The organism is Rahnella sp. RcJ3 (assembly GCF_009498575.1).
GTDB lineage: Bacteria > Pseudomonadota > Gammaproteobacteria > Enterobacterales > Enterobacteriaceae > Rahnella > Rahnella aceris.
In genome coordinates this window covers 80,807-103,191 of record NZ_QSNX01000001.1, presented here as the reverse complement: position 1 = coordinate 103,191, position 22,385 = coordinate 80,807, and the positions used below count along the sequence as shown (strand labels likewise).

Here is a 22,385-nt window from a genome sequence, read left to right as displayed (position 1 = left end):
GCCCTGTATTCGAGAGCGTCCGAAACCATTCCGGAAAAATTAGACGCGACATTATAGCGGCGCATACGCATTGAGTCGAGGACGGTCTCTGTTGCGCGGGAGGGAAACTCACACGGGACTCGATCCTTCGAAAAATGCGGTCATTCAGAGGCATAAACCTCGTGCCGTCAGTCCGTCAGAAGAAAAACAAAAACGGCCCGCAGGCCGTTTCTTGAAATTCGCATCTACTAATACCGCATCTGGCAAGGAAAGTTCCAGTGTTACCGCGTCAAATGCCGATATTTATGCCTTTTGTGAATCAGATCGCGACTGTCAGGCCATGGTGCCCGCGCCGCGACACGGCGGTGAAGCTGGCACCGTATCCTGTAAGCCTTCCCATTCTTTCAGGGTATACGTGTGCAAAGCCAGCGCATGCACGCTGCCTGCCAGCTCCTCCGTTAATCTCCCATAGATGGCACGATGACGCGCCAGGAAACGCTCCCCGATAAACTTATCCGACACCATGACCACTTTAAAATGGCTCTCGGAGCCTGCCGGGACATTATGACGATAGCTTTCGTCAGTCACTTCCAGAAACGCAGGTTCAAATGCTTCAACTAATTTTGCTTCTATTTGCTCACGAATCATAGCAATCTCCTTACACCGCATCAGCAGAGAACTGCGCCTGTCTGGTACACCTATCTCTTTATAATGATAGGCGGCTTTCCAGATTCTACGCACGCCAGAACAATAAATTTCTGCTGCAGATTGATAAAAATGGCGCTCAGTCTGTCAAAGAAACTGCCGCTTCGCTACGGATGGCGTCAGCAGCCCGCGGTTTTACTGCGACTTTGCTGAAAAAAAACGCGAAAAACACGCTTTTCCGGATTGTTGGGACTTCCCCCGGCAAATGGCAATGTTATGATGTCGGCAAATTTTTGAGCACTATTCCCTTCTTAATATTGAGAAAATACACATGCTAAAGAAAATTATTTTCCCTGTTCTGGCACTGTTCATGCTGGCCGGTTGCGCCACCAGCACTAACACCCTGGACGTTTCACCGAAAATTGTTCTGCCTTCACAAGATCCAACGCTTCAGGGCATCACTATCAGCATCAACGGTGCTGACCAGCGTCAGGATCAGGCACTGGCAAAAGTGAACCGCGATGGGCAGTTGATTTCCCTGACACCGTCACGCGATCTGCGTTTCCTGTTGCAGGAATCACTGGAGAAACAAATGACCGCCAGAGGTTACATGGTGGGGGCTGACGGCGCGGTTGATTTGCAAATTGTGGTGAACAACCTGTATGCAGATGTTCAGGAAGGTAATCTGCGTTATAACATCACCACTAAAGCCGACATCTCCATCATCGCGACGGCGAAGAACGGCAGCAAGCAGGTGAAAAACTACCGCTCGACATATAACGTTCAGGGCGCACTGTCTGCGACTAACGCAAAAATTACCAACGCAGTTAACACCACACTGGGCGATGTCATCAGTGACATGGCGTCAGACACCAGCATCAGTGACTTCATCAAAGCGAATGCCCGTTAAGTTCAGCTGAAGTTTGCGTGATGAATTCTGCCCGGCTCGTCCGGGCAGAATGCTTTTTAAGGCCAGTGATTATCTTTCCTGAAATGCATCCCTTCCTTTATTATGCGTATGCGCCACTCTCTCAACGGTTCGCAGGAACACAATTTTCATGATCAGTCAGTACTTTAAAATTTTCACGCAACGCAATACGGTCATTTTACTGCTTCTGGGCTTCGCTTCCGGTTTACCCCTGGCGCTGACGTCCGGCACGTTGCAGGCGTGGATGACGGTCGAAAATGTTGACCTGAAAACCATCGGTATTTTTTCGCTGGTAGGTCAGGCCTACGTGTTCAAGTTCTTATGGTCACCGATGATGGACCGTTACACGCCTTCTTTTCTCGGGCGCAGACGCGGATGGCTGATCCTGACGCAGTTGTTGCTGGTCCTGGCGATTTTCGCGATGGGTTTTATGGACCCTTCAAAAGATTTATTCTGGCTCGCCGCGCTGGCCGTACTGATTGCATTCGCCTCGGCGTCGCAGGACATCGTTTTTGACGCGTATAAAACCGATTTACTGCCACCGGAAGAACGCGGAAATGGTGCCGCCGTGTCAGTTCTGGGTTACCGCCTGGCAATGCTGGTCTCCGGCGGACTGGCATTATGGCTGGCTGATCGGTATCTCGGCTGGCAGCATATGTACTGGCTGATGGCAGGTATGATGCTCATCGGCGTTCTCGCCACCCTGTTGTCGCCGGAGCCTGAAAACACCCAACCAGCTCCGCGTACCATGGAGATGGCCGTCGTCGCACCGCTGAAAGACTTTTTTGGCCGCAACAATGCCTGGCTGATTTTGCTGCTCATCGTGATGTACAAGATGGGCGATGCGTTTGCAGGAAGCCTGAGTACAACATTTTTGATCCGTGGCGTCGGTTTTGATGCGGGGGAGGTCGGGCTGGTAAATAAAACGCTCGGGCTAATGGCAACCATCATCGGTGCATTGTTTGGCGGAATGTTAATGCAGCGTCTGAGCTTGTTCCGCGCCCTGATGTTATTCGGGATTTTGCAGGCTGTTTCTAATGCCGGTTACTGGATCCTCGCCATCACCGATAAAGATTTAACCACTATGGGCGCGGCGATTTTCTTTGAAAACCTGTGTGGCGGTATGGGGACGGCAGCGTTCGTGGCACTCCTGATGACGCTGTGTAATCGCTCATTCTCTGCCACCCAGTTTGCGCTGCTTTCAGCATTGTCTGCCGTGGGCCGCGTGTATGTCGGGCCGATTGCCGGATGGTTCGTTGAAGCTTATGGCTGGCCGTGGTTTTATCTTTTCTCGATTGTAGCAGCGCTGCCCGGTTTACTGCTGCTGGCAGTTTGCCGGCAGACCCTCGAATACACCCAAAATACAGACAGTTTCCTGCCGCGCATTCACTTTGCCGCCCCGTATCGCTGGGCATTACGTTGCATGCTGACGGGAAGCTTGTTATTGATACTCTGGCTGATCACGCTGATTGTCGACAGTATGGGCTGGGCATCCTGGCAAAGGCTGGCGACAACCTTGTTAGAAACGGGAGCAGTTATTTGCCTGACTGGCGTTATTTTAGGCAGTCTGCTCGATTTTTTATCTCTGCGCCGTACTGCACGTTCCTGATTTACCGCCATTCATTCGAAATGAATGGCGCGTTTCATTTAACAAATGATCTATAAATAGGACGCAATAAATTAAATTCAGAAAAAATAATATTTTCCGGGATAGTTTTTCTTTCGGGCTTTTCATGCATTTTATTTCACCTGCTTTATACATTAATTTAACATTAATTAAACGTATCGATGAGATATCGCACGACAATTATAATGTCAAAATCTGTCACCCCTTGTTTTTCATCACTATAGAAAAAAATCCATACGCAACATATTGTTGCCCACTGTAAATTGTCACGATCCGTGACATGTGTGACTGCGTTAACATAAAGTGTCAACAGCGCTTTGACACTTGTTTAAGCGTGTTTACAGTCCTGCAACCTTCCCGTAAAATGCCCGCACACCTGAAGCGACAATAGAGCCCTAGTTATTGAGGTCGTTAGATGAGACTTAAGAAATACAATAAAAGTATTGGGATGTTGTCCTTATTTGCCTCCGCGGTAATGTTGAGCGGTTGCAATACGGCATTGATGGATCCCAAGGGAGCAATTGGACTTGAGCAGAGAACGCTGATTTTAACCGCTATCGGTTTAATGCTGATCGTTGTTATACCAGTTATTATCATGGCGTTTGCCTTTGCCTGGAAGTATCGCGCTTCCAATACAAAAGCAAAATACAGTCCTGATTGGTCCCACTCCAACAAAATTGAAGCCGTCGTCTGGACAGTTCCAATTATTATCATTGCCATCCTGGCAACGATTACCTGGAAAACCACCCACTCGCTTGATCCGTTCAAGCCAATCGTGACTGACCAAAAACCGATGACGGTTGAAGTCGTTTCTCTGGACTGGAAATGGTTGTTCATTTATCCAGAACAAGGCATCGCGACCGTTAACGAACTGGTTATTCCTAAAGATGTGCCTGTTCAGTTCAAAGTCACTTCAGACTCTGTGATGAACTCGTTCTTCATTCCTCAGTTAGGCGGGCAGATTTATGCGATGGCCGGTATGCAAACTCAGCTGCATTTGATTGCAAATGAAGCGGGTACGTATAAAGGCATTTCAGCAAGCTTCAGCGGCCGCGGCTTCTCAGGTATGAAGTTCAACACAATTGCGACTCCAACCCGTGCCGATTTCGACACCTGGGTAGCAAAAGTGAAAAGTGCACCGAACCAGCTGGCTACCACTGATGACTTCAACAAACTGGCTGCACAGAGCATCGACAACCCGGTCGAATACTTCTCTGTTGCAAAACCTGGTTTGTTTAAAGAAATCATTGGCAAATACTCCATGCATGACATGAAGGCAGCGCCAGAAGGTCACACCATGCCAATGCCGGCAGGCGCTGACATGAAAGGCATGGATATGGGTGGACAGTCTCACGCAGCCGGAGCCGAGGAATAAACGATGTTCGGAAAATTAACGCTTGATTCGGTTCCGTATCATGAACCGATTATCATGGTCACAGTTGCCGCGATTATTATCGGTGGCCTGGCAGTAGTTGCCGGCATCACCTATTTCGGTAAGTGGAAATATCTGTGGACCGAGTGGCTGACCTCCGTCGACCACAAAAAATTAGGTATCATGTATATCATTCTGGCCTTCGTCATGCTTCTGCGTGGCTTTGCCGATGCCATCATGATGCGTAGCCAGCAGGTGCTTGCCTCTGCGGGCGAGCCGGGCTTCCTTCCTCCTCATCACTACGACCAAATCTTTACCGCGCACGGCGTGATCATGATCTTCTTCATGGCGATGCCTTTCGTAATCGGTCTGATGAACGTGGTTGTTCCTTTGCAAATCGGTGCGCGCGACGTTGCGTTCCCGTTCCTGAACAACGTGAGCTTCTGGTTTACCGCCGCGGCTGTTGTGCTGATCAACATCTCTTTGGGTGTGGGTGAGTTCGCACAGACCGGCTGGTTAGCTTATCCGCCACTGTCAGGTAAGGAATACAGTCCGGGGGTCGGGGTAGATTACTGGATCTGGAGTCTCCAGATATCCGGTGTCGGGACCTTGCTGACCGGTGTTAACTTCTTTGCGACCATCCTGAAGATGCGCGCACCCGGTATGCCGCTGATGAAAATGCCGGTATTTACCTGGGCCGCACTGTGCACCAACGTGTTGATTATCGTGTCCTTCCCGATTCTGACCGTGACTGTTGCACTGCTGACTTTAGACCGTTATCTGGGCACCCATTTCTTCACGAATGATATGGGCGGCAACATGATGATGTACATCAACCTGATTTGGGCCTGGGGCCATCCGGAAGTGTACATTTTGGTTCTGCCAGTATTCGGTGTGTTCTCAGAAGTTACCGCAACCTTCTCCAAAAAACGTCTGTTCGGTTACACCTCGCTGGTATGGGCAACCATCGCCATCACGGTGTTGTCGTTCATCGTTTGGTTGCACCACTTCTTCACCATGGGTTCTGGCGCCAACGTCAATGCCTTCTTCGGCATCATGACGATGATCATTTCTATCCCGACCGGGGTAAAAATCTTCAACTGGCTGTTCACCATGTATCAGGGCCGTATCACGCTCAACGCAGCGATGCTGTGGACTGTTGGCTTCATCATCACCTTCTCTGTGGGTGGTATGACCGGTGTTCTGCTGGCGGTTCCGGGTGCTGACTTCGTGCTGCACAACAGCCTGTTCCTGATTGCCCACTTCCATAACGTTATTATCGGTGGTGTGGTCTTCGGTTGCTTCGCAGGTCTGACTTACTGGTTCCCTAAATCCTTCGGCTTCACGCTGAACGAAAAATGGGGTGTGCGTTCATTCTGGTTCTGGATCATCGGCTTCTTCGTTGCGTTCATGCCACTGTACGTCCTCGGCTTCATGGGCATGACCCGTCGTGTCAGCCAGAACATCGATCCTGAGTTCCACCCGCTGCTGGTTGTTGCGGCATGCGGTGCTGCACTGATTGCCTGCGGTATCCTCTGCCAGCTGATCATGATCTTTGTTTCCGTTCGCGACCGCGACCAGAACCGTGATCTGACCGGTGACCCATGGGGCGCACGTACTCTGGAGTGGTCAACCTCTTCTCCTCCTCCGTTCTACAACTTCGCTATCGTGCCGCAAATTCACGACCGTGATGAGTTCTGGGACATGAAAGAGAAAGGCACCGCTTACAAGCAGCCTGCTAAATATGAACCGATTCATATGCCACGTAACAGCGGCGCCGGTTTCATCATCGCTATGCTGAGTCTGGTTTGTGGTTTCGCGTTAATCTGGGATATCTGGTGGCTGGCCGCGGTGAGCTTCATTGCACTGGCTGCGACCTGGATTGCGAAAAGCTTCGACGAAGATGTTGATTACTACGTGCCAGTTGAAGAAGTGGAACGTATTGAAAACCAACATTATGAACAAATCCGTAAAGCAGGTGTGAAACATGGCAACTGATACTCTGACTCACCACGATGAGGCCCATGCTGAGCATGGGCACCACGATGCAGGTGCAACCAAAGTCTTCGGCTTCTGGATCTACCTGATGAGTGACTGCATATTGTTTGCGAGCCTGTTCGCAACTTATGCAGTACTGGTAAACGGGACCGCTGGCGGTCCCTCTGGTAAAGACATTTTTGAACTGCCGTTCGTACTGGTAGAAACCTTCTGCCTGTTGTTCAGTAGTATCACTTACGGCTTTGCGATGCTGGGCATGAACAAAGGTAACAAAGCAGCGGTTAACGGCTGGTTGTTCCTGACTTTCCTGTTCGGTTTAGGCTTCATCGGGATGGAACTCTATGAATTCCATCACCTGATTGCTGAAGGCTATGGTCCGCAGCGCAGTGGTTTCCTGTCTGGCTTCTTTGCGCTGGTCGCCACCCACGGTCTGCACGTGACCTGTGGTCTGATTTGGATCCTGACCATGATGGTTCAGGTTTCACGTCGCGGTCTGACTGAAGTCAACAAAACCCGTCTGATGTGTCTGAGCCTGTTCTGGCACTTCCTGGACGTGGTGTGGATCTGCGTGTTTACCGTTGTTTATCTGATGGGAGCAATGTAATGAGTCATTCTGCTACTTCCCATGGTGGCGCAAGCCACGGCAGCCTGAAGTCATACGCTATTGGCTTCATCTTGTCGGTTATCCTGACGGTGATCCCGTTTGCCATGGTCATGACCGACACGGCGTCACATTCACTGATTCTGGGTACTGTGGTTGCTTCCGCGATCATCCAGATCGTTGTCCATCTGGTGTTCTTCCTGCACATGAATACGTCGTCGGAAGAGCGCTGGAACCTGGTGGCACTTCTGTTCACCGCTGTGATTATCTTTATCGTCGTTGTGGGCTCATTGTGGATTATGTATAACCTCAACCTCAATATGATGGTCAGTTAAAGAGCCGAGCTGCACGTGATGATTAAGCAATACCTGCAAGTAACGAAACCAGGAATTATTTTCGGCAACTTAATTTCTGTCATCGGGGGATTTCTCCTTGCTGCCAAAGGCAGCATCGACTTCCCACTCTTTCTCGCCACACTGGTGGGTGTTTCGCTGGTTGTCGCATCGGGTTGTGTCTTTAACAACTTTATCGACCGCGACATCGACCGGATCATGGAAAGAACGAAGAACCGGGTCCTGGTGAAAGGGCTTATTCCGCCGAAAACAAGCCTGGTTTACGCGACCATTCTGGGTATTGCGGGCTTTGCGTTGTTGTATATCGGAGCAAATCCGCTGGCCATGTGGCTGGCAGTGATGGGCTTTGTGGTTTATGTCGGCGTTTACAGCCTGTACATGAAACGCAACTCGGTATACGGCACGTTGATCGGCAGCTTGTCTGGCGCAGCGCCACCGGTTATCGGTTACTGTGCCGTTTCTGGCCAGTTTGATACCGGTGCCCTGATCCTGCTTCTGATTTTCAGCCTGTGGCAGATGCCGCATTCGTACGCGATTGCCATCTTCCGCTTCAAAGATTATCAGGCAGCAGGTATCCCGGTTCTGCCAGTAGTGAAAGGCATCTCCGTCGCCAAGCATCATATTATCGTCTACATTCTGGCGTTTATGATTGCGACGCTGATGCTGACCCTGAGCGGTTATGCAGGTTATAAATACCTGATTGTCGCCGCCGCTGTCAGTATCTGGTGGCTGGGCATGGCACTGAAGGGGTATAAAACGGAAAATGACGTGGTGTGGGCGAGAAAACTGTTTGGTTTCTCCATCATCACCATCATGTCGCTGAGCTTCATGATGTCCGTGGATTTTAATTCTGCACCGACATCCTTGCTGACCTACGTTTGGTAACACGCACCTTCAGTGTAACCCGCTGAAATCACAGCTAAAGGCCAGTAGCAATACTGGCCTTTTCTTTTTCTCAGTCTGACAGGCAAACACCGTAATATCTGCTAAAGATCCATCGTTTTACCCAGGCCGGCTTAATCATTAAAATGTCGGATTGTTATTTTGAGGTAGTAATGTGAACGATAACCAGATGACCCCGCAGGAAAGTCGGGCTACATGGGGACTAGGGACAGTATTTTCTTTGCGCATGCTCGGCATGTTCATGGTTCTGCCGGTGCTGACCACCTACGGCATGAAATTATCCGGCGCCAGCGAAACACTGATCGGCATCGCCATCGGCATTTACGGCCTGGCACAGGCTGTTTTCCAGATCCCATTCGGACTGCTTTCTGACCGCGTTGGCCGCAAGCCACTGATCGTCTTTGGTCTGGTCATCTTCTGCATCGGCAGCATTGTGGCTGCTTCCACCGAATCTATCTGGGGCGTGATCATTGGTCGTGCCCTGCAAGGCTCTGGCGCGATTGCTGCCGCCGTGATGGCCCTGCTGTCTGACCTGACCCGTGAGCAAAACCGCACCAAAGCGATGGCGTTTATCGGCATCAGTTTCGGTATTACCTTTGCGATTGCGATGGTGCTCGGCCCGATCATCACCCACGCCTGGGGTTTACACGCCCTGTTCTGGGCGATCGCAGTACTGACCGTTCTCGGCATCATCATTACCGTGGCCGTGGTGCCCTCCCCTGCTACGCACATTCTTAATCGCGAATCGAGCATGGTAAAAGGCAGCTTCGGCAAAGTGATGGGCAACGCCAAACTGCTGAAACTGAACTTCGGCATTCTGTGTCTTCACGTGTTACTGATGTCGAGCTTCGTGGTGTTACCGCAAGTGATGGAACATGCGGGCTTCCCGCCGAGTGAACACTGGCGGGTGTATCTGATCACCATGCTGACGTCTTTCGTCGCTGTCATTCCGGTGATTGTCTACGCTGAGAAAAAGCGCCACATGAAACAGGTGTTCATGGGTTGCGTGGTTGTGTTGCTGCTGGCTGAAATCGTACTGTGGGCCGCGGGGCTACATTTATGGGCGGTCATCGCCGGTATCCAACTGTTCTTCCTGGCTTTCAACGTGATGGAAGCGATTCTGCCTTCGCTTATCAGTAAAGAATCACCCGCGGGCTACAAAGGCACGGCGATGGGGCTTTATTCCACCAGCCAGTTCATCGGCGTGGCGATTGGCGGCAGCTTAGGCGGTTATGTTTACGGACACGTCGGGGCCGGTGCCGTATTCCTGGTTTGTGCGGCCATTGCCGTCGTCTGGTTGCTGGTCAGTTCTACCATGACCGACCCCCCGTATGTCAGCAGCCTGCGTATTACGCTGTCTGAACTGGCGGTGAAAGATTCCGCCCTGCAGGCACGGATCCTCGCACAACCGGGCGTGGCCGAAGCCGTTGTCGTTCCGGAAGAATTCAGCGCCTACGTAAAAGTCGACACCAAACAGACCAACCGTAAAGCGCTCGAACAACTGGTCAGCGCTGCCTGACGCCTTCTGACATAAGTAATCAGCTGTGTCTGGAAACTGGCACAGCGTTTCATTTTTATCCCCACTGCGTGACACCCTTCACTTAAAAAATTCCCTCAATCGTTATCCTCAAGAATTCCTTAACAAAATTTTGTCAGTGATGACGGCTCTCGGGCCTTTTGAGGATCTCATGAAAACATATGCTCTCGTTGGCACCGGCGGACGCTCAGGTTTATACATTGAAGCGATCACCGGTAAATACCGCCACAACGCAAAATTTGTGGCCTTCTGTGATACAAATCAGACGCGAATGGATTATGCGAACCGCCAGCTTGAGCAGAGCGGCATCGCACGGGTATCTACCTGGAAATCTGCTGATTTCAATACGATGCTCGACGAAACCAAACCGGATATCGTGATTGTCACCAGCATGGATCGCACACATGACGATTATATCGTCCGCGCCCTGCATGCCGGTTGTGACGTCATTACTGAAAAGCCGATGACCATTGATGAACAACGCGCGCTGCGCATTCTGGATGCCGTCGATGCAACTGGCTATCAGGTGCGTGTGGCGTTCAATTACCGCTACGCGCCGCATCACAGCAAAATGCGTGAACTGCTGATGCAGGAAACCATCGGTGAAGTACTTTCGGTGCACTTTGAATGGCTGCTGAATACCGAACACGGGGCTGATTATTTTCGTCGCTGGCACCGTGAAAAACGCAATTCCGGCGGCCTGCTGGTGCACAAATCGACCCACCATTTTGACCTGATGAACTTCTGGCTCAACAGCACGCCGGAGAAAGTTTATGCGCAGGGCGACCTGCGTTTTTACGGTAAAGAGAATGCAGAAAAGCGTGGCGTGACAGAGTTTTATCCGCGTACACATGGCTATCCGCAGGCACAGAATGATCCGTTTGCACTGCATATGGGCGATAACGCCCAGCTCAAAGCGCTGTATCTGGATGCGGAACATGAAGATAACTATTTCCGTGACCAGAGTGTCTTCAGTGACGGCATCAGCATTGAAGATACGTTGTCGGTGCTGGTGAAATATCAAAACAAAGTACAGCTAACCTATTCGCTCAATGCGTATCTGCCGTGGGAGGGTTTGAACGTGGTGTTCAACGGCACCAAAGGCCGCATTGAAATGAAAATCGTCGAGATGTCGTACGTCAACGCAGGCGGAAAACGCGAGAACGAAGGCAGCATTGAGAAAGCAGAAATTACTGTTTATCCGTTATTTGCCGAACCCTGGAAGGCGGAGTTCCAGATGGGAGAAGGCGGTCATGGCGGCGGTGATAATGCCATGCTGGAAGACCTGTTCGGCGAGCGCAAAGACGACCCGTTAAAACGCGCCGCCGATCACCGCGCCGGCGCGATGTCGATCCTGACAGGAATTGCCGGAAATCTCTCGATGCAGTACGACAAACCGATTTACTTTAAAGACTTCGAACTGGTGAAAAGGCTGCGCCAGCGGAAGTAATCGCCATAAAAAAGGGACGCAATGCGTCCCTTTAAAATAACCGTAGTACGAAGGCTATCAGTCGCGGAAATTCTTAAACTGGAACGGCTGCCCCAGATCACCGTTGCGGATCAATGCCATTACGGCCTGCAAATCATCACGCGCTTTGCCGGTAACACGGACTTCGTCGCCCTGAACCTGTGCCTGCACTTTAATTTTGCTGTCTTTGATCAGCTTGACGATTTTCTTCGCCAGCGCGGATTCAATGCCGGAATGCAGTTTGGCATCAACGCTGTAGGTTTTACCGCTGTGCTCCATCTGCTCAGGAATTTCCAGCGCCCCGCCTTCAATGCCACGTTTGGCTAACTTCTCACGCAGAATATCGACCAGCTGATTTACCTGAAAATCTGATTCGCTGGCCACTTTGATACTCTCGTTTTTTTCATTGAGATCGAAGCTGGCAGGAATGTTGCGGAAATCCCAGCGGGTTTGCAGTTCACGGCTGGCATTTTCCACGGCATTGCGCACTTCCTGCATGTCGATTTCGGAAACAATGTCAAAAGACGGCATAATCGCTTCTCCCTGTAGTTTTTGTGTTGCACGTTATATGGCGTGCATAATACCGCCTTCAACCCCCGATGCCAAACGACAGCAAAGTACCGGACATAAAATGCTCAGAGGGTCAAAAAGTGCAGGTGAAAATGTGATCTACAGCACAAATGTCTATACTAATAAGATAACCGGACAGCAGAATATTCTTTCAACAAACTATTTCATGGCCCTGTTTCGCCACAATTCCCGGGAGGCACAATGAAAATAACAGTATTGGGTTGCGGTGCGCTGGGACAACTTTGGCTTTCGGCCCTCTATCAGCAAGGCCACGACGTTCAGGGCTGGATCCGCATTGCGCAGCCATTTTGTGCCGTTAACGTTATTTCGCCGGAAGGCATTGCTTTTAATCGCAATATGCCTACTAACGACCCGGAACATCTGGCACAAAGCGAATTACTGCTGGTCACGTTGAAAGCGTGGCAGGTTTCCGGCGCAATAAGCACGCTGATGCCGATGCTTAATGATAATTGCGCGATATTACTGCTGCATAATGGCATGGGCACTGTTGATGAATTACCCCCTAACCGTCTGGCGATTTTGCAGGGCGCAACGACCCATGCGGCGCGTCATGAAGGCAACGCAATTGTCCATGTGGCTGCCGGAGCGACGCACATCGGTCCGGTGACTCCGCGCGGTGCGGCGCTGAGTTCACTGGCGGATACGCTGCATAATGCCTTACCGGACGTGGCCTGGCATGACAACATCAAGCCGTCGCTGTGGAATAAGCTGGCGGTGAACTGCGTGATTAATCCGCTGACAGCTTTGTATGATTGCACCAACGGCGACCTGCTGGCGTACGCCGATCAGATTGAGCAAATCAGTCAGGAGGTCGCGCAGGTGATGGCGATTGAAGGCGTCGAAATTCACAGAGAATCTTTGCTCAGCTTCGTCTATCAGGTGATTGAATCCACCTCCGCTAACCATTCGTCGATGCTGCAGGATATCCGCAATCAACGTCATACCGAAATTGATTATATCACCGGCTATGTCCTGCGCCGCGGGCGTAAGTTCGGCCTGACCCTGCCGGTTAATAACCGCTTATTTGAACAGATTAAGAGAAAGGAAAACGATTATGAGCGCATCGGTTCTGGTCTGCCTGGCACCTGGTAGCGAAGAAATAGAAGCCGTTACCGCAATTGACTTGCTGGTGCGGGCGGGCATTAACGTCACCACAGCCAGTGTCGCAGGCGATGGCAACCTGGAAATCCGCTGCTCGCGCGGCGTGCGTATTCTGGCCGATGTCGCACTGGTAGATGTTGCAGATGATGAGCATGACGTGATCGTTCTGCCCGGTGGCCTCGGTGGCGCAACCTGTTTCAGCGAAAGCCCGCTGCTGGTAGAGAAAGTGCGCCAGATGCATGTCAGCGGTAAAATTGTTGCGGCTATCTGCGCCGCACCGGCGCTGGTGCTGGAGTATCACGATTTATTCCCGGTCGGGAATATGACCGGTTTTCCGGGCTTAAAGGATAAGATTGACCCGAATAAATGGTCCGATCGTCGGGTGATTTTCGATCCGCGCGTTAATCTTCTGACCAGTCAGGGGCCGGGCACGTCAATGGAATTTGCCCTGAAAATTATCGATCTGTTGCTGGGCAAAGCCAAAGCAGCGGAAATTGCCGCGCAACTGGTTCTGGCTCCGGGGATTTATAACTATACTGATGAAGGTGCCCGGGAGTCGTGATCCGATTACCGCCAGTAAAAAGGGGCTCAGCGATGCTGAACCCCTTTTTTACATCCGGAATATCGTTTACGGACGATAGACTTTCACGTTGTTAAAGCCCTGTTCTTTCAGATACAACGCCTGTAAACGACTCATCACGCCACGGTCGCAATACAACAGATAGGTTTTGTTCTGATCCAGATCGCCAAACTGAGTGGCCAGTTTGTAGAACGCCAGCGGCTTCACTTCAACGTTTTCCAGTGCCAGCGGCTGGGCTTCCACTTCATCCGGTGCCCGGACATCCAGAACGACGTCTGTTGACACGAACTCAGCCACAGTTTCCACTTCCGGTACCACTTCCGCCGCCTGTGTAGCAATTTCGCGAATATCGACATTGCGCGCTTCGCTGACCACTTTATCCAGCACGTCAAAATCGAACATCGCTTCTTCGGCTTCGATTTTTGCTTTCACCGCTTTCACCGTCGGGCTTTTCGAAATCACACCGCAGTATTCCGGCATGGTTTTCGCAAAATCTTCCGTACCGATTTCACGGGCAATCTTGATGATGTGCTCTTTATCGTGAGAAATCAGCGGACGCAAAATAAGCGTGTCAGAAACATTGTCGATTAAACGCAAATTGGTCAGCGTCTGGCTGGAAACCTGCCCCAGCGCTTCACCGGTGACCAGTGCCTGCACGCCATAGCGCTCAGCAATGGAAGACGCCGCACGCACCATCATACGTTTCAGGACAACGCCCATCTGACCGTCTTCAACTTTTTCGAGGATTTCACCGACGACCGGTTCGAAATCAACCGCGATAAAACGCACCCGGTGCGAGCTGCCGAAACGGTTCCACAGATAATGCGCCACCTGTTTCACACCGATTTCATGCGCTGCGCCGCCGAGATTAAAGAAGCAATAATGCACACGACAGCCGCGACGCATCAGCATATAACTGGATACACCGGAGTCGAAACCACCAGAAATCAGTGACAGCACATCTTCCTGCGTGCCAATCGGGTAACCGCCCTGACCCTCGAGGCGGCTTTTCACCAGCACCAGCTTATCGTCGTTAATTTCCAGTTTCACCGTGACCTGCGGATCTTTCAGGCTGACCTTCGCTGATTCAATGTGCTGATTCAGGCCACCGCCGACATAGCGTTCAACCTCGGTAGACGTAAAATCATGTTTACCACGACGTTTAACACGCACACAGAAAGTTTTGCCTGCCACTTCATCACGGTAAGCTTCCAGCGCTTGCTCGAAGATGTTGTGGACATCGGTGTAAGGACGGTCTTCAACTTCTTCAACATAACGGATACCTGGAATGCGGCAGAGCAATTCCTGAATCAGGTCGTGTTTGCTTTCGTCTTTGCTGCGAACTTCGATATGATCCCAGTGGCGGACCACCGCCAGCGTCTCATCATGCGGTCGCACGATATTGCGAATGCTGCTAGAGAGGATCTTAATGAAGCGCAAACGCACAGATTGGCTCTTGATGGTGATTTCAGGGAACAATTTAATGATAAACTTCATGGCAGTCTTTTGTTAGCAGGTGAAAAAACGGGGTAGTAAGTCGCTGAATAAGGATCTAGGATCCTATTATTGCTAAGCCAAATGTTCATTTTGTGTCACATTGGGCTTAGCAATAATATCTGCGGCGCAGAGTATATCACTTAAAATGGGTACTCTGTGCACAAAACCCTGCAGCAGATGTCATGCTGGACAGGAATGTCTCTTGAGGCTGAGCGCTGACTCTGCCGCCTCAGTACTTCGATCATCCATTCTGATCAACGATATTAAAAGAGAATTATGCCAAAAAAATCTGCACCACCTGCCAATTTTGAAACGGCTCTGGCCGAACTGGAACAGATCGTTTCCCGCCTCGAATCAGGCGAGTTGCCTTTAGAAGACGCACTCAACGAATTTGAGCAAGGCGTCCAGCTGGCGCGTCAGGGGCAGCAAAAGCTGCAACAGGCAGAACAGCGCGTTCAAATCCTGCTCGACAGCGACAACGACGCTCCGCTGACCCCGTTCACCCCGGAAGCCGAGTAACTGTCATGTCTGAAGCGATCTCCCTTTCCAGCGCTGACGGATTTACGCATGAACTGCGCGCAATGCAACAGCGAGTCGATGAGGTATTAACAGCCTATATCAGCGCACTGCCGCTGGCCGACTTACCGCTGGTTGAAGCCATGCGTTACGGTGCGTTGCTGGGCGGTAAACGTCTGCGTCCGTATCTGGTTTACGCCAGCGGCCAGTTGTTCAGTCTGGATCTGAAAAATCTCGATGCGCCTGCGGCTGCCGTGGAATGCATCCATGCATATTCGCTGATACACGATGATTTACCGGCCATGGACGACGACGATTTGCGCCGTGGTCAGCCGACCTGCCACATTAAATTTGGCGAAGCCAATGCGATTCTGGCGGGCGATGCTCTGCAAACACTGGCATTCTCGATTCTGGCTGACAGTGAAATGCCGGATGTTGCGGTAAAAGATCGTCTGGCGATGATTTCCGAACTGGCCCTCGCCAGCGGATCCAGCGGGATGTGTGGCGGTCAGGCCCTGGATTTAGCCGCTGAAGGTCAGCAGGTTGGCCTCGACGCACTGGAACAAATTCATCGCCATAAAACCGGTGCGCTGATCCGCGCCGCCGTACGCATGGGCGCGCTGGCTGCCGGTGAAACCGGACGTGCTGTTTTACCGATACTGGATAACTACGCGCAGGCTATTGGTTTAGCATTTCAGGTTCAGGACGATATCCTGGACGTGGTTGGCGATACCGCTACGCTCGGCAAACGCCAGGGCGCTGACCAGCAACTCGGAAAAAGTACCTATCCTGCCCTGTTGGGGCTGGACGGCGCAAAGGCTAAGGCCATGGACCTGTATCAGGAAGCCGTTTCCGCACTGGATCAGTTGGCGGCACTTTCTTACAACACAGCGCCACTTCTCGCGTTAGCCAGCTTTATCATTGAACGCGATAATTAAACTTACTATGAGCAACTGATGAGCCTTGAATTAGCCAAATACCCGACACTGGCGCTGGCGGAGAATCCTGAAGATCTCCGTTCACTTCCTAAAGAGAGCTTGCCTAAGCTCTGCGATGAGCTGCGCCAATATTTATTGGCCAGCGTCAGTCAGTCCAGCGGACACTTTGCGTCCGGTCTGGGGACGGTTGAACTGACCGTGGCGATGCATTATGTCTATAACACGCCGTTCGACCACGTTGTCTGGGATGTCGGCCATCAGGCCTATCCGCACAAAATTCTGACCGGTCGTCGTGATCGTATTTCCACCATTCGTCAGAAAGGCGGTCTGCACCCATTCCCCTGGCGTGGTGAAAGCGAATACGACACCTTATCCGTTGGTCACTCATCGACCTCCATCAGCGCAGGCCTCGGCATGGCGGTGGCTGCTGAACGTGAAGGTAAAGGTCGTCGTACCGTTTGTGTAATTGGCGATGGCGCGATCACCGCAGGTATGGCGTTTGAAGCGATGAACCACGCAGGCGACATCAAACCTGACATGCTGGTTATCCTCAACGACAATGAGATGTCGATTTCCGAAAACGTCGGCGCGCTGAATAATCATCTGGCACAGTTGCTCTCCGGCAAGCTGTATTCGCGTCTGCGTGAAGGCGGCAAGAAAGTCCTGTCTGGCCTGCCACCGATTAAAGAACTGGTGCGCCGTACCGAAGAACATCTGAAAGGCATGATGGTGCCGGGCACGCTGTTTGAAGAGCTGGGCTTTAACTATATCGGGCCGGTCGATGGTCACGACGTGGTGGCGCTGGCGCAAACGCTGAAAAACATGCGTGACCTGAAAGGCCCGCAGCTACTGCATATCATGACGAAAAAAGGCAAAGGCTACGCCCCAGCCGAAAAAGATCCGATCAGCTTCCATGCCGTGCCTAAATTCGATCCGGCTTCCGGCACGTTGCCGAAAAGCAAAGAAGGTCTGCCAACCTATTCGAAGATTTTCGGCGACTGGTTGTGCGAAACCGCGGCCAAAGACAGCAAGCTGATGGCTGTCACGCCAGCGATGCGTGAAGGATCCGGTATGGTGCGTTTCTCGCGTGAATACCCGCAGCAGTATTTCGACGTGGCCATTGCCGAACAGCATGCGGTCACCTTTGCGGCAGGCCTTGCGATTGGCGGATACAAGCCGATTGTGGCGATCTACTCGACGTTTCTGCAACGCGCCTATGATCAGGTGATCCACGATGTGGCGATCCAGAATCTTCCGGTACTGTTTGCTATCGACCGCGGTGGTATTGTCGGAGCGGATGGTCAGACACATCAGGGCGCGTTCGATCTCTCCTTCCTGCGCTGCATCCCAAACATGACCATCATGACGCCGAGCGACGAAAACGAATGTCGTCAGATGCTGCACACCGGTTATCACCATAACAGCGGGCCGGTTGCCGTGCGTTATCCACGTGGTAATGGTACCGGCGCCACCAGTGAACCGCTGGCTTCACTGCCAATCGGTAAAGGCGTCGTGCGTCGTGAAGGCGAGAAAGTTGCGATTCTTAACTTCGGTACATTGTTGCCTGAAGCGCTGGCCGCAGCGGAAAAACGCAACGCGACCGTCGTGGATATGCGCTTTGTGAAACCACTCGATGAAGCACTGATTCAGGAACTGGCGTCAAGCCATGAAGTGCTGGTCACACTGGAAGAAAACGCCATCATGGGGGGGGCGGGCAGTGGCGTGAATGAACTGCTGATGTCCAGACGTATTCTGGTGCCGGTGCTGAATATCGGTCTGGCGGACAGTTTTGTGCCACAAGGCACGCAGGACGAAATTCGTCACGATTTAGGACTGGATGCCGAAGGCATTGACCGTCAGATAACCGACTGGCTGGCCTGATTCCCCTCCCCTCTTTCTACCTGAAAGAGGGGATTTTCCTCTCCATTTTCCCCTTCAGTCACACGAGCTCCCCCTGCTTTAAGCTACAGTTATAGCGTGCTAATCATTTTCAATGATTTTCTGTTATCACTTCATGATTACCAGGAGATGTCATGCAATACACCACATTAGGAAAAACCGGACTAAAAGTATCGAAACTGTGTCTCGGTTGTATGACTTTTGGCGAACCAGATCGCGGCACTCATGCGTGGACGTTACCGGAAGAGAGCAGTCGCCCGATCATCCAGCAGGCCCTGGATGCCGGCATTAACTTCTTTGACACCGCCAACAGCTATTCCGACGGTAGCAGCGAGGAAATCGTTGGCCGCGCCCTGAAGGATTTCGCCAGACGCGATGAGATTGTCGTGGCGACCAAAGTGTACAACGCCGTCACCGGCTTAAAACCGGGGCTTTCACGGGCTTCGATTATGCAATCCATCGATGACAGCCTGCGCCGTCTCGGCATGGAGTATGTCGACCTGCTGCAAATCCATCGCTGGGATTACGAAACACCCATTGAAGAAACACTTGAAGCGCTGAATGACGTCGTCAAAGCCGGTAAGGCGCGATTTATCGGCGCGTCATCGATGCATGCGCATCAATTCAAACACGCGCTGGATGTCTCTGCGCAAAACGACTGGGCAAGTTTTGTGTCGATGCAGGATCAGTACAATCTGATCCAGCGTGAAGAAGAAAACGAGATGTACCCGCTGTGTCTGGAAAAGAACATTGCAGTATTGCCGTGGAGTCCGCTGGCGCGCGGCAAACTGACCCGTCCGTGGGGAGAAACCACTGCACGTTCGGTTTCCGATAATTTTGCTAAAACGCTGTATGACGCCACCGATGAAGCTGATGGTAAAATTGCTGAACGTGTCGGGAAAATAGCGGAAGATCATGGCGTGCCACGCGCACAGATCGCACTGGCGTGGATCCTGAGTAAACACGTCGTGACCGCGCCAATTATCGGCGCTTCGCGCCCCGCTCATCTGGAAGATGCCATTGCCGCGCTGGAGGTGAAACTTTCGATTGAAGAGATCGCCGAGCTGGAAATGGCTTATGTGCCGCATCAGGCGACCGGCTTTCAGTAATATAAACGCGTAAAAAAAGCGTTGTCAGGGAAAACCCGGCAACGCTTTTTTATTACTATCTGAAACGGATCAAAACAGGCCCAGCGGCCAGTGATGTCCGACCAAATAGATAATGGCCGCGCCAAGCACACCGGCGACCACATCATCGATCATGATACCCATTCCGCCCTGCACGTTGCGGTCAAACCAGCGGATCGGCCACGGCTTCCAGATATCCAGCACGCGGAAAACGATAAAGCCAATCAATACCCAGCGCCAGTCGTTGACCGGGATCGCCATCAGGGTGATCCACATGCCAACAAATTCATCCCATACAATACTGCCGTGGTCATGAACCCGCATGTCGCGCGCGGTCTGTCGGCAAAGATAAACCCCGATACAAATACTGAACATGACGATCATGGAATACACCTGCCACGGCAGGTAGGTCATGACAATCCAAAACGGGATCGCAGCGATGGAGCCCGCAGTGCCCGGACCAACAGGGAATAAACCGCTGCCAAAACCGGTCGCCAGTAAATGCCACGGATTACGCAAATCAAGACGCTTTTTAGCCGCAGCCATGTCCTGAACCGGATCACCGGTTTTTCCCTTGTACCCCGCCGGGCGTTTTTTACGGCCAATATTCACAACAATTCCTCTCCGGCAAAGTGGTCAAAACCTTGCCATTCAAGTTCTACCGGTACGCCAGAACGCATAAACTTAATACCTTCTGAAAGCGGCGCAATCTGGCCAACACAGGTAAAGTTGACACCCAGATGGCTCAGTGCCACATCCAGCGCACCGCGGTTAATTTCCGGCACAGTGAAGCAAAGTTCATAATCTTCGCCTCCGGTCAGCGCCCATTTCAGCGCCTGCTCAGGATCGGCAACTTTATTCAATGCAACCGATAATGGGATCGCATCAAGATCGAGCCGCGCGCCACATTCACTGGCAGTCAGTATATGTTTAAGATCCGACATCAACCCGTCAGAAAGATCGATAGCAGATGTTGCTAAATCGCGCAGCGCCTGCCCTTGCAGAACGCGTGGCGAAGGCCGCAGATGGCGTTTGAGCAGAAATTCGCGGTTATCGGTATCAGTCACATTCAGCTGTTCCAGCAGAATAGCGAGCCCCGCAGCACTGTCACCGAGGGTACCGGTGACGAAGATCCAGTCACCAATGCCTGCACCGGAACGGGTTAATGCACGCCCCACAGGCACCAGCCCCTGAATGGTTAACGTCATGCTCAGCGGGCCACGCGTAGTGTCGCCGCCAATCAACTGCATGCCGTAATAATTGAGTTGTTCAAACAGACTGTCGCTGAATGCCTGCAACCAGTCGGTGTTCACTTCCGGCAGCGTCAGGGCCAGCGAAACCCAGGCAGGATCGGCGCCCATCGCGGCCAGATCGCTCAGGTTAACCGCCAGCGCTTTATAGCCCAGGTCGGAAGGTGAAATAGTTTTTAGAAAATGGATACCTTCGACCAGCGTATCGGTACTGACTGCTAATAGCTGCTTCTCGCCAACCGTCAGTAAGGCACAATCATCACCAATGCCTAAATGCACATCCTGCCGGGCAGTTCTGAACCGGTTAAAGTAGCGAGTGATGACATCAAATTCGCCGCATGCCATAGTACATTTCCAAATCGTTAGAATGACTTAAGGCCGGAAATCCGGCCTTAAGAAGGGTGTCACACAAAGGATAAACGCAGTGACATCACCAGATTATCAACAGAGCCAGAAATCAACCGAAAATGACTGTCGCCATTTGTGAACGAGGCTGACCCTTTTTGACGATCACTTTTTACGAATATGTGGGCCTGCTTTATCCAGCACACCATTGACGAACTTATGACTGTCTTCAGCCCCAAAAGTTTTGGCCAGTTCGATAGCTTCGTTGATCGCCACTTTATAAGGAACGTCCTGGCGTTTGCTCAGCTCAAACAGAGCCAGACGCAAAATAGCTCTTTCCACCTGGCCCAGTTCATCCAACTGGCGGGACAGGTATGGCGCCATCAGTGCATCGAGTTTCTCAGCACTGTTTGCTACACCAGCCAGCAGTTCGCGGAAATAGGCAATGTCTACGTCTTTGACATCCTGCTCGGTCAGGAATTCTAATTCAACATCGGCGATGTCATTTTTCGACAACTGCCAGGAGTAAAGCGCCTGAACGGCACATTCACGGGCGCGGCGACGAGCAGCAGGTTTCACGGATTTCCCCTTAACTAGATTCAGGCCTTAATAGCCTTGATAACATTAATCATTTCAAGCGCGGTCAGTGCAGCTTCTGCACCCTTGTTACCGGCTTTTGTCCCTGCGCGTTCGATGGCTTGTTCAATGCTTTCTGTCGTCAGCACACCGAAGGCCACCGGGATTTCGCTATTCATGGCAACGCTGGACAGGCCAGAGCTGCATTCGCCCGCTACAAATTCAAAGTGGGCAGTGCCCCCGCGGATCACGGTGCCAAGTGCAACAACCGCATCATACTTACCGCTTTCAGCCAGTGCGCGGGTTGCCAGAGGCAATTCGTATGCGCCCGGGACCCAGACTACGGTGATGTTGTCATCGCTGACCTGACCAATACGTTTCAACGCATCAACAGCGCCAGAAAGCAGGCTGTCGTTGATAAAATTGTTAAAACGAGCAATCGCGATCGCTACGCGCGCGTTAGGCGTGGCTACAACACCTTCGATAACGTTCATAGTTTTCCTTAAAGTGGGTTCAGGAGTTTCTCAACCCCAGCCGCAGGGGGGCGGATTCTA

At 51.7% G+C, this 22,385-nt stretch carries 22 protein-coding genes; 15 read left to right on the top strand and 7 right to left on the bottom strand.

Features of this window, described 5'->3' with window-relative positions; all coding sequences use genetic code 11:
* Positions 1–312: 312 nt before the first annotated feature.
* Positions 313–627 (bottom strand): transcriptional regulator BolA, encoded by a 315-nt coding sequence (gene bolA, locus DXU84_RS00485; RefSeq protein ID WP_013576642.1) that lies wholly within the window; start codon positions 625–627, stop codon positions 313–315.
* 328 nt (positions 628–955) lie between these two features.
* On the opposite strand from bolA, the gene DXU84_RS00480 reads away from it, so the two are divergent.
* The 9 genes from DXU84_RS00480 to DXU84_RS00440 all read left to right on the top strand — a co-directional run bounded on the left by DXU84_RS00480 (position 956) and on the right by DXU84_RS00440 (position 11,393).
* The gene (locus DXU84_RS00480) at positions 956–1,534 is read left to right on the top strand and encodes a lipoprotein (protein WP_013576643.1); all 579 of its coding nucleotides are present in this window, start codon (positions 956–958) and stop codon (positions 1,532–1,534) included.
* Positions 1,535–1,682: 148 nt separating this feature from the next.
* On the top strand, positions 1,683–3,161 hold the full coding sequence (gene ampG, locus DXU84_RS00475) for a muropeptide MFS transporter AmpG (protein WP_153374572.1): 1,479 nt from the start codon (positions 1,683–1,685) through the stop codon (positions 3,159–3,161).
* Positions 3,162–3,594: 433 nt separating this feature from the next.
* On the top strand, positions 3,595–4,554 hold the full coding sequence (gene cyoA, locus DXU84_RS00470; RefSeq protein ID WP_013576645.1) for a cytochrome o ubiquinol oxidase subunit II: 960 nt from the start codon (positions 3,595–3,597) through the stop codon (positions 4,552–4,554).
* Positions 4,555–4,557: 3 nt separating this feature from the next.
* The gene (cyoB, locus tag DXU84_RS00465; RefSeq protein WP_013576646.1) at positions 4,558–6,549 is read left to right on the top strand and encodes a cytochrome o ubiquinol oxidase subunit I; all 1,992 of its coding nucleotides are present in this window, start codon (positions 4,558–4,560) and stop codon (positions 6,547–6,549) included.
* Positions 6,539–7,153: a cytochrome o ubiquinol oxidase subunit III gene (locus DXU84_RS00460; RefSeq protein ID WP_013576647.1), complete on the top strand. Its 615-nt coding sequence runs from the start codon at positions 6,539–6,541 to the stop codon at positions 7,151–7,153. The genes cyoB and DXU84_RS00460 overlap by 11 nt, the downstream gene beginning before the upstream one ends.
* On the top strand, positions 7,153–7,485 hold the full coding sequence (locus DXU84_RS00455) for a cytochrome o ubiquinol oxidase subunit IV (RefSeq protein ID WP_013576648.1): 333 nt from the start codon (positions 7,153–7,155) through the stop codon (positions 7,483–7,485). Before DXU84_RS00460 ends, DXU84_RS00455 begins: the two co-directional genes overlap by 1 nt.
* A gap of 18 nt (positions 7,486–7,503) precedes the next feature.
* Positions 7,504–8,388: a heme o synthase gene (gene cyoE, locus DXU84_RS00450; protein WP_013576649.1), complete on the top strand. Its 885-nt coding sequence runs from the start codon at positions 7,504–7,506 to the stop codon at positions 8,386–8,388.
* A gap of 172 nt (positions 8,389–8,560) precedes the next feature.
* Entirely contained in the window at positions 8,561–9,925 is a 1,365-nt protein-coding gene (locus DXU84_RS00445; RefSeq protein ID WP_370461701.1) for an MFS transporter, read from the top strand.
* Positions 9,926–10,094: 169 nt separating this feature from the next.
* On the top strand, positions 10,095–11,393 hold the full coding sequence (locus DXU84_RS00440; RefSeq protein WP_013576651.1) for a Gfo/Idh/MocA family protein: 1,299 nt from the start codon (positions 10,095–10,097) through the stop codon (positions 11,391–11,393).
* 57 nt (positions 11,394–11,450) lie between these two features.
* Here the strand turns inward: DXU84_RS00440 and DXU84_RS00435 are convergent, their stop codons facing one another.
* Positions 11,451–11,942 carry a YajQ family cyclic di-GMP-binding protein gene (locus DXU84_RS00435; protein ID WP_013576652.1) on the bottom strand — a complete coding sequence of 164 codons (492 nt, stop codon included), beginning with the start codon at positions 11,940–11,942 and terminating at the stop codon, positions 11,451–11,453.
* A 240-nt stretch (positions 11,943–12,182) separates the two neighbouring features.
* Here DXU84_RS00435 and panE point away from each other — a divergent pair, with 240 nt between their 5' ends.
* Positions 12,183–13,094, top strand: coding sequence for a 2-dehydropantoate 2-reductase (gene panE, locus DXU84_RS00430; protein WP_121019769.1), 912 nt, complete (start codon positions 12,183–12,185; stop codon positions 13,092–13,094).
* Positions 13,057–13,665, top strand: coding sequence for a protein deglycase YajL (yajL, locus tag DXU84_RS00425; RefSeq protein ID WP_013576655.1), 609 nt, complete (start codon positions 13,057–13,059; stop codon positions 13,663–13,665). Before panE ends, yajL begins: the two co-directional genes overlap by 38 nt.
* 66 nt (positions 13,666–13,731) lie before the next feature.
* Here the strand turns inward: yajL and thiI are convergent, their stop codons facing one another.
* Positions 13,732–15,180, bottom strand: a complete 1,449-nt coding sequence (gene thiI, locus DXU84_RS00420) for a tRNA uracil 4-sulfurtransferase ThiI (protein ID WP_013576656.1) — start codon at positions 15,178–15,180, stop codon at positions 13,732–13,734.
* A 276-nt stretch (positions 15,181–15,456) separates the two neighbouring features.
* Between thiI and xseB the strand changes: the two genes are divergently transcribed.
* The 4 genes from xseB to DXU84_RS00400 all read left to right on the top strand — a co-directional run bounded on the left by xseB (position 15,457) and on the right by DXU84_RS00400 (position 19,642).
* Complete coding sequence (gene xseB / locus DXU84_RS00415; RefSeq protein WP_013576657.1) at positions 15,457–15,699, top strand: exodeoxyribonuclease VII small subunit; 243 nt, start codon at positions 15,457–15,459, stop codon at positions 15,697–15,699.
* Positions 15,700–15,704: 5 nt separating this feature from the next.
* On the top strand, positions 15,705–16,634 hold the full coding sequence (gene ispA / locus DXU84_RS00410) for a (2E,6E)-farnesyl diphosphate synthase (RefSeq protein WP_112151723.1): 930 nt from the start codon (positions 15,705–15,707) through the stop codon (positions 16,632–16,634).
* Between the two features lie 18 nt (positions 16,635–16,652).
* Positions 16,653–18,515: a 1-deoxy-D-xylulose-5-phosphate synthase gene (dxs, locus tag DXU84_RS00405; RefSeq protein WP_013576659.1), complete on the top strand. Its 1,863-nt coding sequence runs from the start codon at positions 16,653–16,655 to the stop codon at positions 18,513–18,515.
* 152 nt (positions 18,516–18,667) lie between these two features.
* On the top strand, positions 18,668–19,642 hold the full coding sequence (locus tag DXU84_RS00400) for an aldo/keto reductase (protein ID WP_119261891.1): 975 nt from the start codon (positions 18,668–18,670) through the stop codon (positions 19,640–19,642).
* 69 nt (positions 19,643–19,711) lie between these two features.
* Here DXU84_RS00400 and pgpA read toward each other — a convergent pair whose 3' ends face one another.
* The 4 genes from pgpA to ribE form a co-directional block, all read right to left on the bottom strand.
* Positions 19,712–20,206 (bottom strand): phosphatidylglycerophosphatase A, encoded by a 495-nt coding sequence (gene pgpA / locus DXU84_RS00395; protein ID WP_015690311.1) that lies wholly within the window; start codon positions 20,204–20,206, stop codon positions 19,712–19,714.
* 62 nt (positions 20,207–20,268) lie between these two features.
* The gene (thiL, locus tag DXU84_RS00390) at positions 20,269–21,255 is read right to left on the bottom strand and encodes a thiamine-phosphate kinase (RefSeq protein ID WP_013576662.1); all 987 of its coding nucleotides are present in this window, start codon (positions 21,253–21,255) and stop codon (positions 20,269–20,271) included.
* Positions 21,256–21,420: 165 nt separating this feature from the next.
* Positions 21,421–21,834 (bottom strand): transcription antitermination factor NusB, encoded by a 414-nt coding sequence (gene nusB / locus DXU84_RS00385; protein WP_013576663.1) that lies wholly within the window; start codon positions 21,832–21,834, stop codon positions 21,421–21,423.
* 20 nt (positions 21,835–21,854) lie between these two features.
* Positions 21,855–22,325 carry a 6,7-dimethyl-8-ribityllumazine synthase gene (gene ribE, locus DXU84_RS00380; RefSeq protein WP_013576664.1) on the bottom strand — a complete coding sequence of 157 codons (471 nt, stop codon included), beginning with the start codon at positions 22,323–22,325 and terminating at the stop codon, positions 21,855–21,857.
* Between the last annotated feature and the right edge of the window lie 60 nt (positions 22,326–22,385).

What these genes read in the sequence shown, in the direction of transcription:
- DXU84_RS00435 (WP_013576652.1), bottom strand. Translation starts at nt 11,942, where the DNA reads ATGCCGTCTTTTGACATTGTTTCCGAAATCGACATGCAGGAAGTGCGC.
- dxs (WP_013576659.1), top strand. Translation starts at nt 16,653, where the DNA reads ATGAGCCTTGAATTAGCCAAATACCCGACACTGGCGCTGGCGGAGAAT.
- pgpA (WP_015690311.1), bottom strand. Translation starts at nt 20,206, where the DNA reads ATGGCTGCGGCTAAAAAGCGTCTTGATTTGCGTAATCCGTGGCATTTA.
- DXU84_RS00460 (WP_013576647.1), top strand. Translation starts at nt 6,539, where the DNA reads ATGGCAACTGATACTCTGACTCACCACGATGAGGCCCATGCTGAGCAT.
- ribE (WP_013576664.1), bottom strand. Translation starts at nt 22,325, where the DNA reads ATGAACGTTATCGAAGGTGTTGTAGCCACGCCTAACGCGCGCGTAGCG.
- ispA (WP_112151723.1), top strand. Translation starts at nt 15,705, where the DNA reads ATGTCTGAAGCGATCTCCCTTTCCAGCGCTGACGGATTTACGCATGAA.
- bolA (WP_013576642.1), bottom strand. Translation starts at nt 627, where the DNA reads ATGATTCGTGAGCAAATAGAAGCAAAATTAGTTGAAGCATTTGAACCT.
- ampG (WP_153374572.1), top strand. Translation starts at nt 1,683, where the DNA reads ATGATCAGTCAGTACTTTAAAATTTTCACGCAACGCAATACGGTCATT.
- DXU84_RS00480 (WP_013576643.1), top strand. Translation starts at nt 956, where the DNA reads ATGCTAAAGAAAATTATTTTCCCTGTTCTGGCACTGTTCATGCTGGCC.
- thiL (WP_013576662.1), bottom strand. Translation starts at nt 21,255, where the DNA reads ATGGCATGCGGCGAATTTGATGTCATCACTCGCTACTTTAACCGGTTC.
- yajL (WP_013576655.1), top strand. Translation starts at nt 13,057, where the DNA reads ATGAGCGCATCGGTTCTGGTCTGCCTGGCACCTGGTAGCGAAGAAATA.
- cyoA (WP_013576645.1), top strand. Translation starts at nt 3,595, where the DNA reads ATGAGACTTAAGAAATACAATAAAAGTATTGGGATGTTGTCCTTATTT.
- DXU84_RS00440 (WP_013576651.1), top strand. Translation starts at nt 10,095, where the DNA reads ATGAAAACATATGCTCTCGTTGGCACCGGCGGACGCTCAGGTTTATAC.
- xseB (WP_013576657.1), top strand. Translation starts at nt 15,457, where the DNA reads ATGCCAAAAAAATCTGCACCACCTGCCAATTTTGAAACGGCTCTGGCC.
- thiI (WP_013576656.1), bottom strand. Translation starts at nt 15,180, where the DNA reads ATGAAGTTTATCATTAAATTGTTCCCTGAAATCACCATCAAGAGCCAA.
- panE (WP_121019769.1), top strand. Translation starts at nt 12,183, where the DNA reads ATGAAAATAACAGTATTGGGTTGCGGTGCGCTGGGACAACTTTGGCTT.
- cyoE (WP_013576649.1), top strand. Translation starts at nt 7,504, where the DNA reads ATGATTAAGCAATACCTGCAAGTAACGAAACCAGGAATTATTTTCGGC.
- DXU84_RS00455 (WP_013576648.1), top strand. Translation starts at nt 7,153, where the DNA reads ATGAGTCATTCTGCTACTTCCCATGGTGGCGCAAGCCACGGCAGCCTG.
- cyoB (WP_013576646.1), top strand. Translation starts at nt 4,558, where the DNA reads ATGTTCGGAAAATTAACGCTTGATTCGGTTCCGTATCATGAACCGATT.
- DXU84_RS00400 (WP_119261891.1), top strand. Translation starts at nt 18,668, where the DNA reads ATGCAATACACCACATTAGGAAAAACCGGACTAAAAGTATCGAAACTG.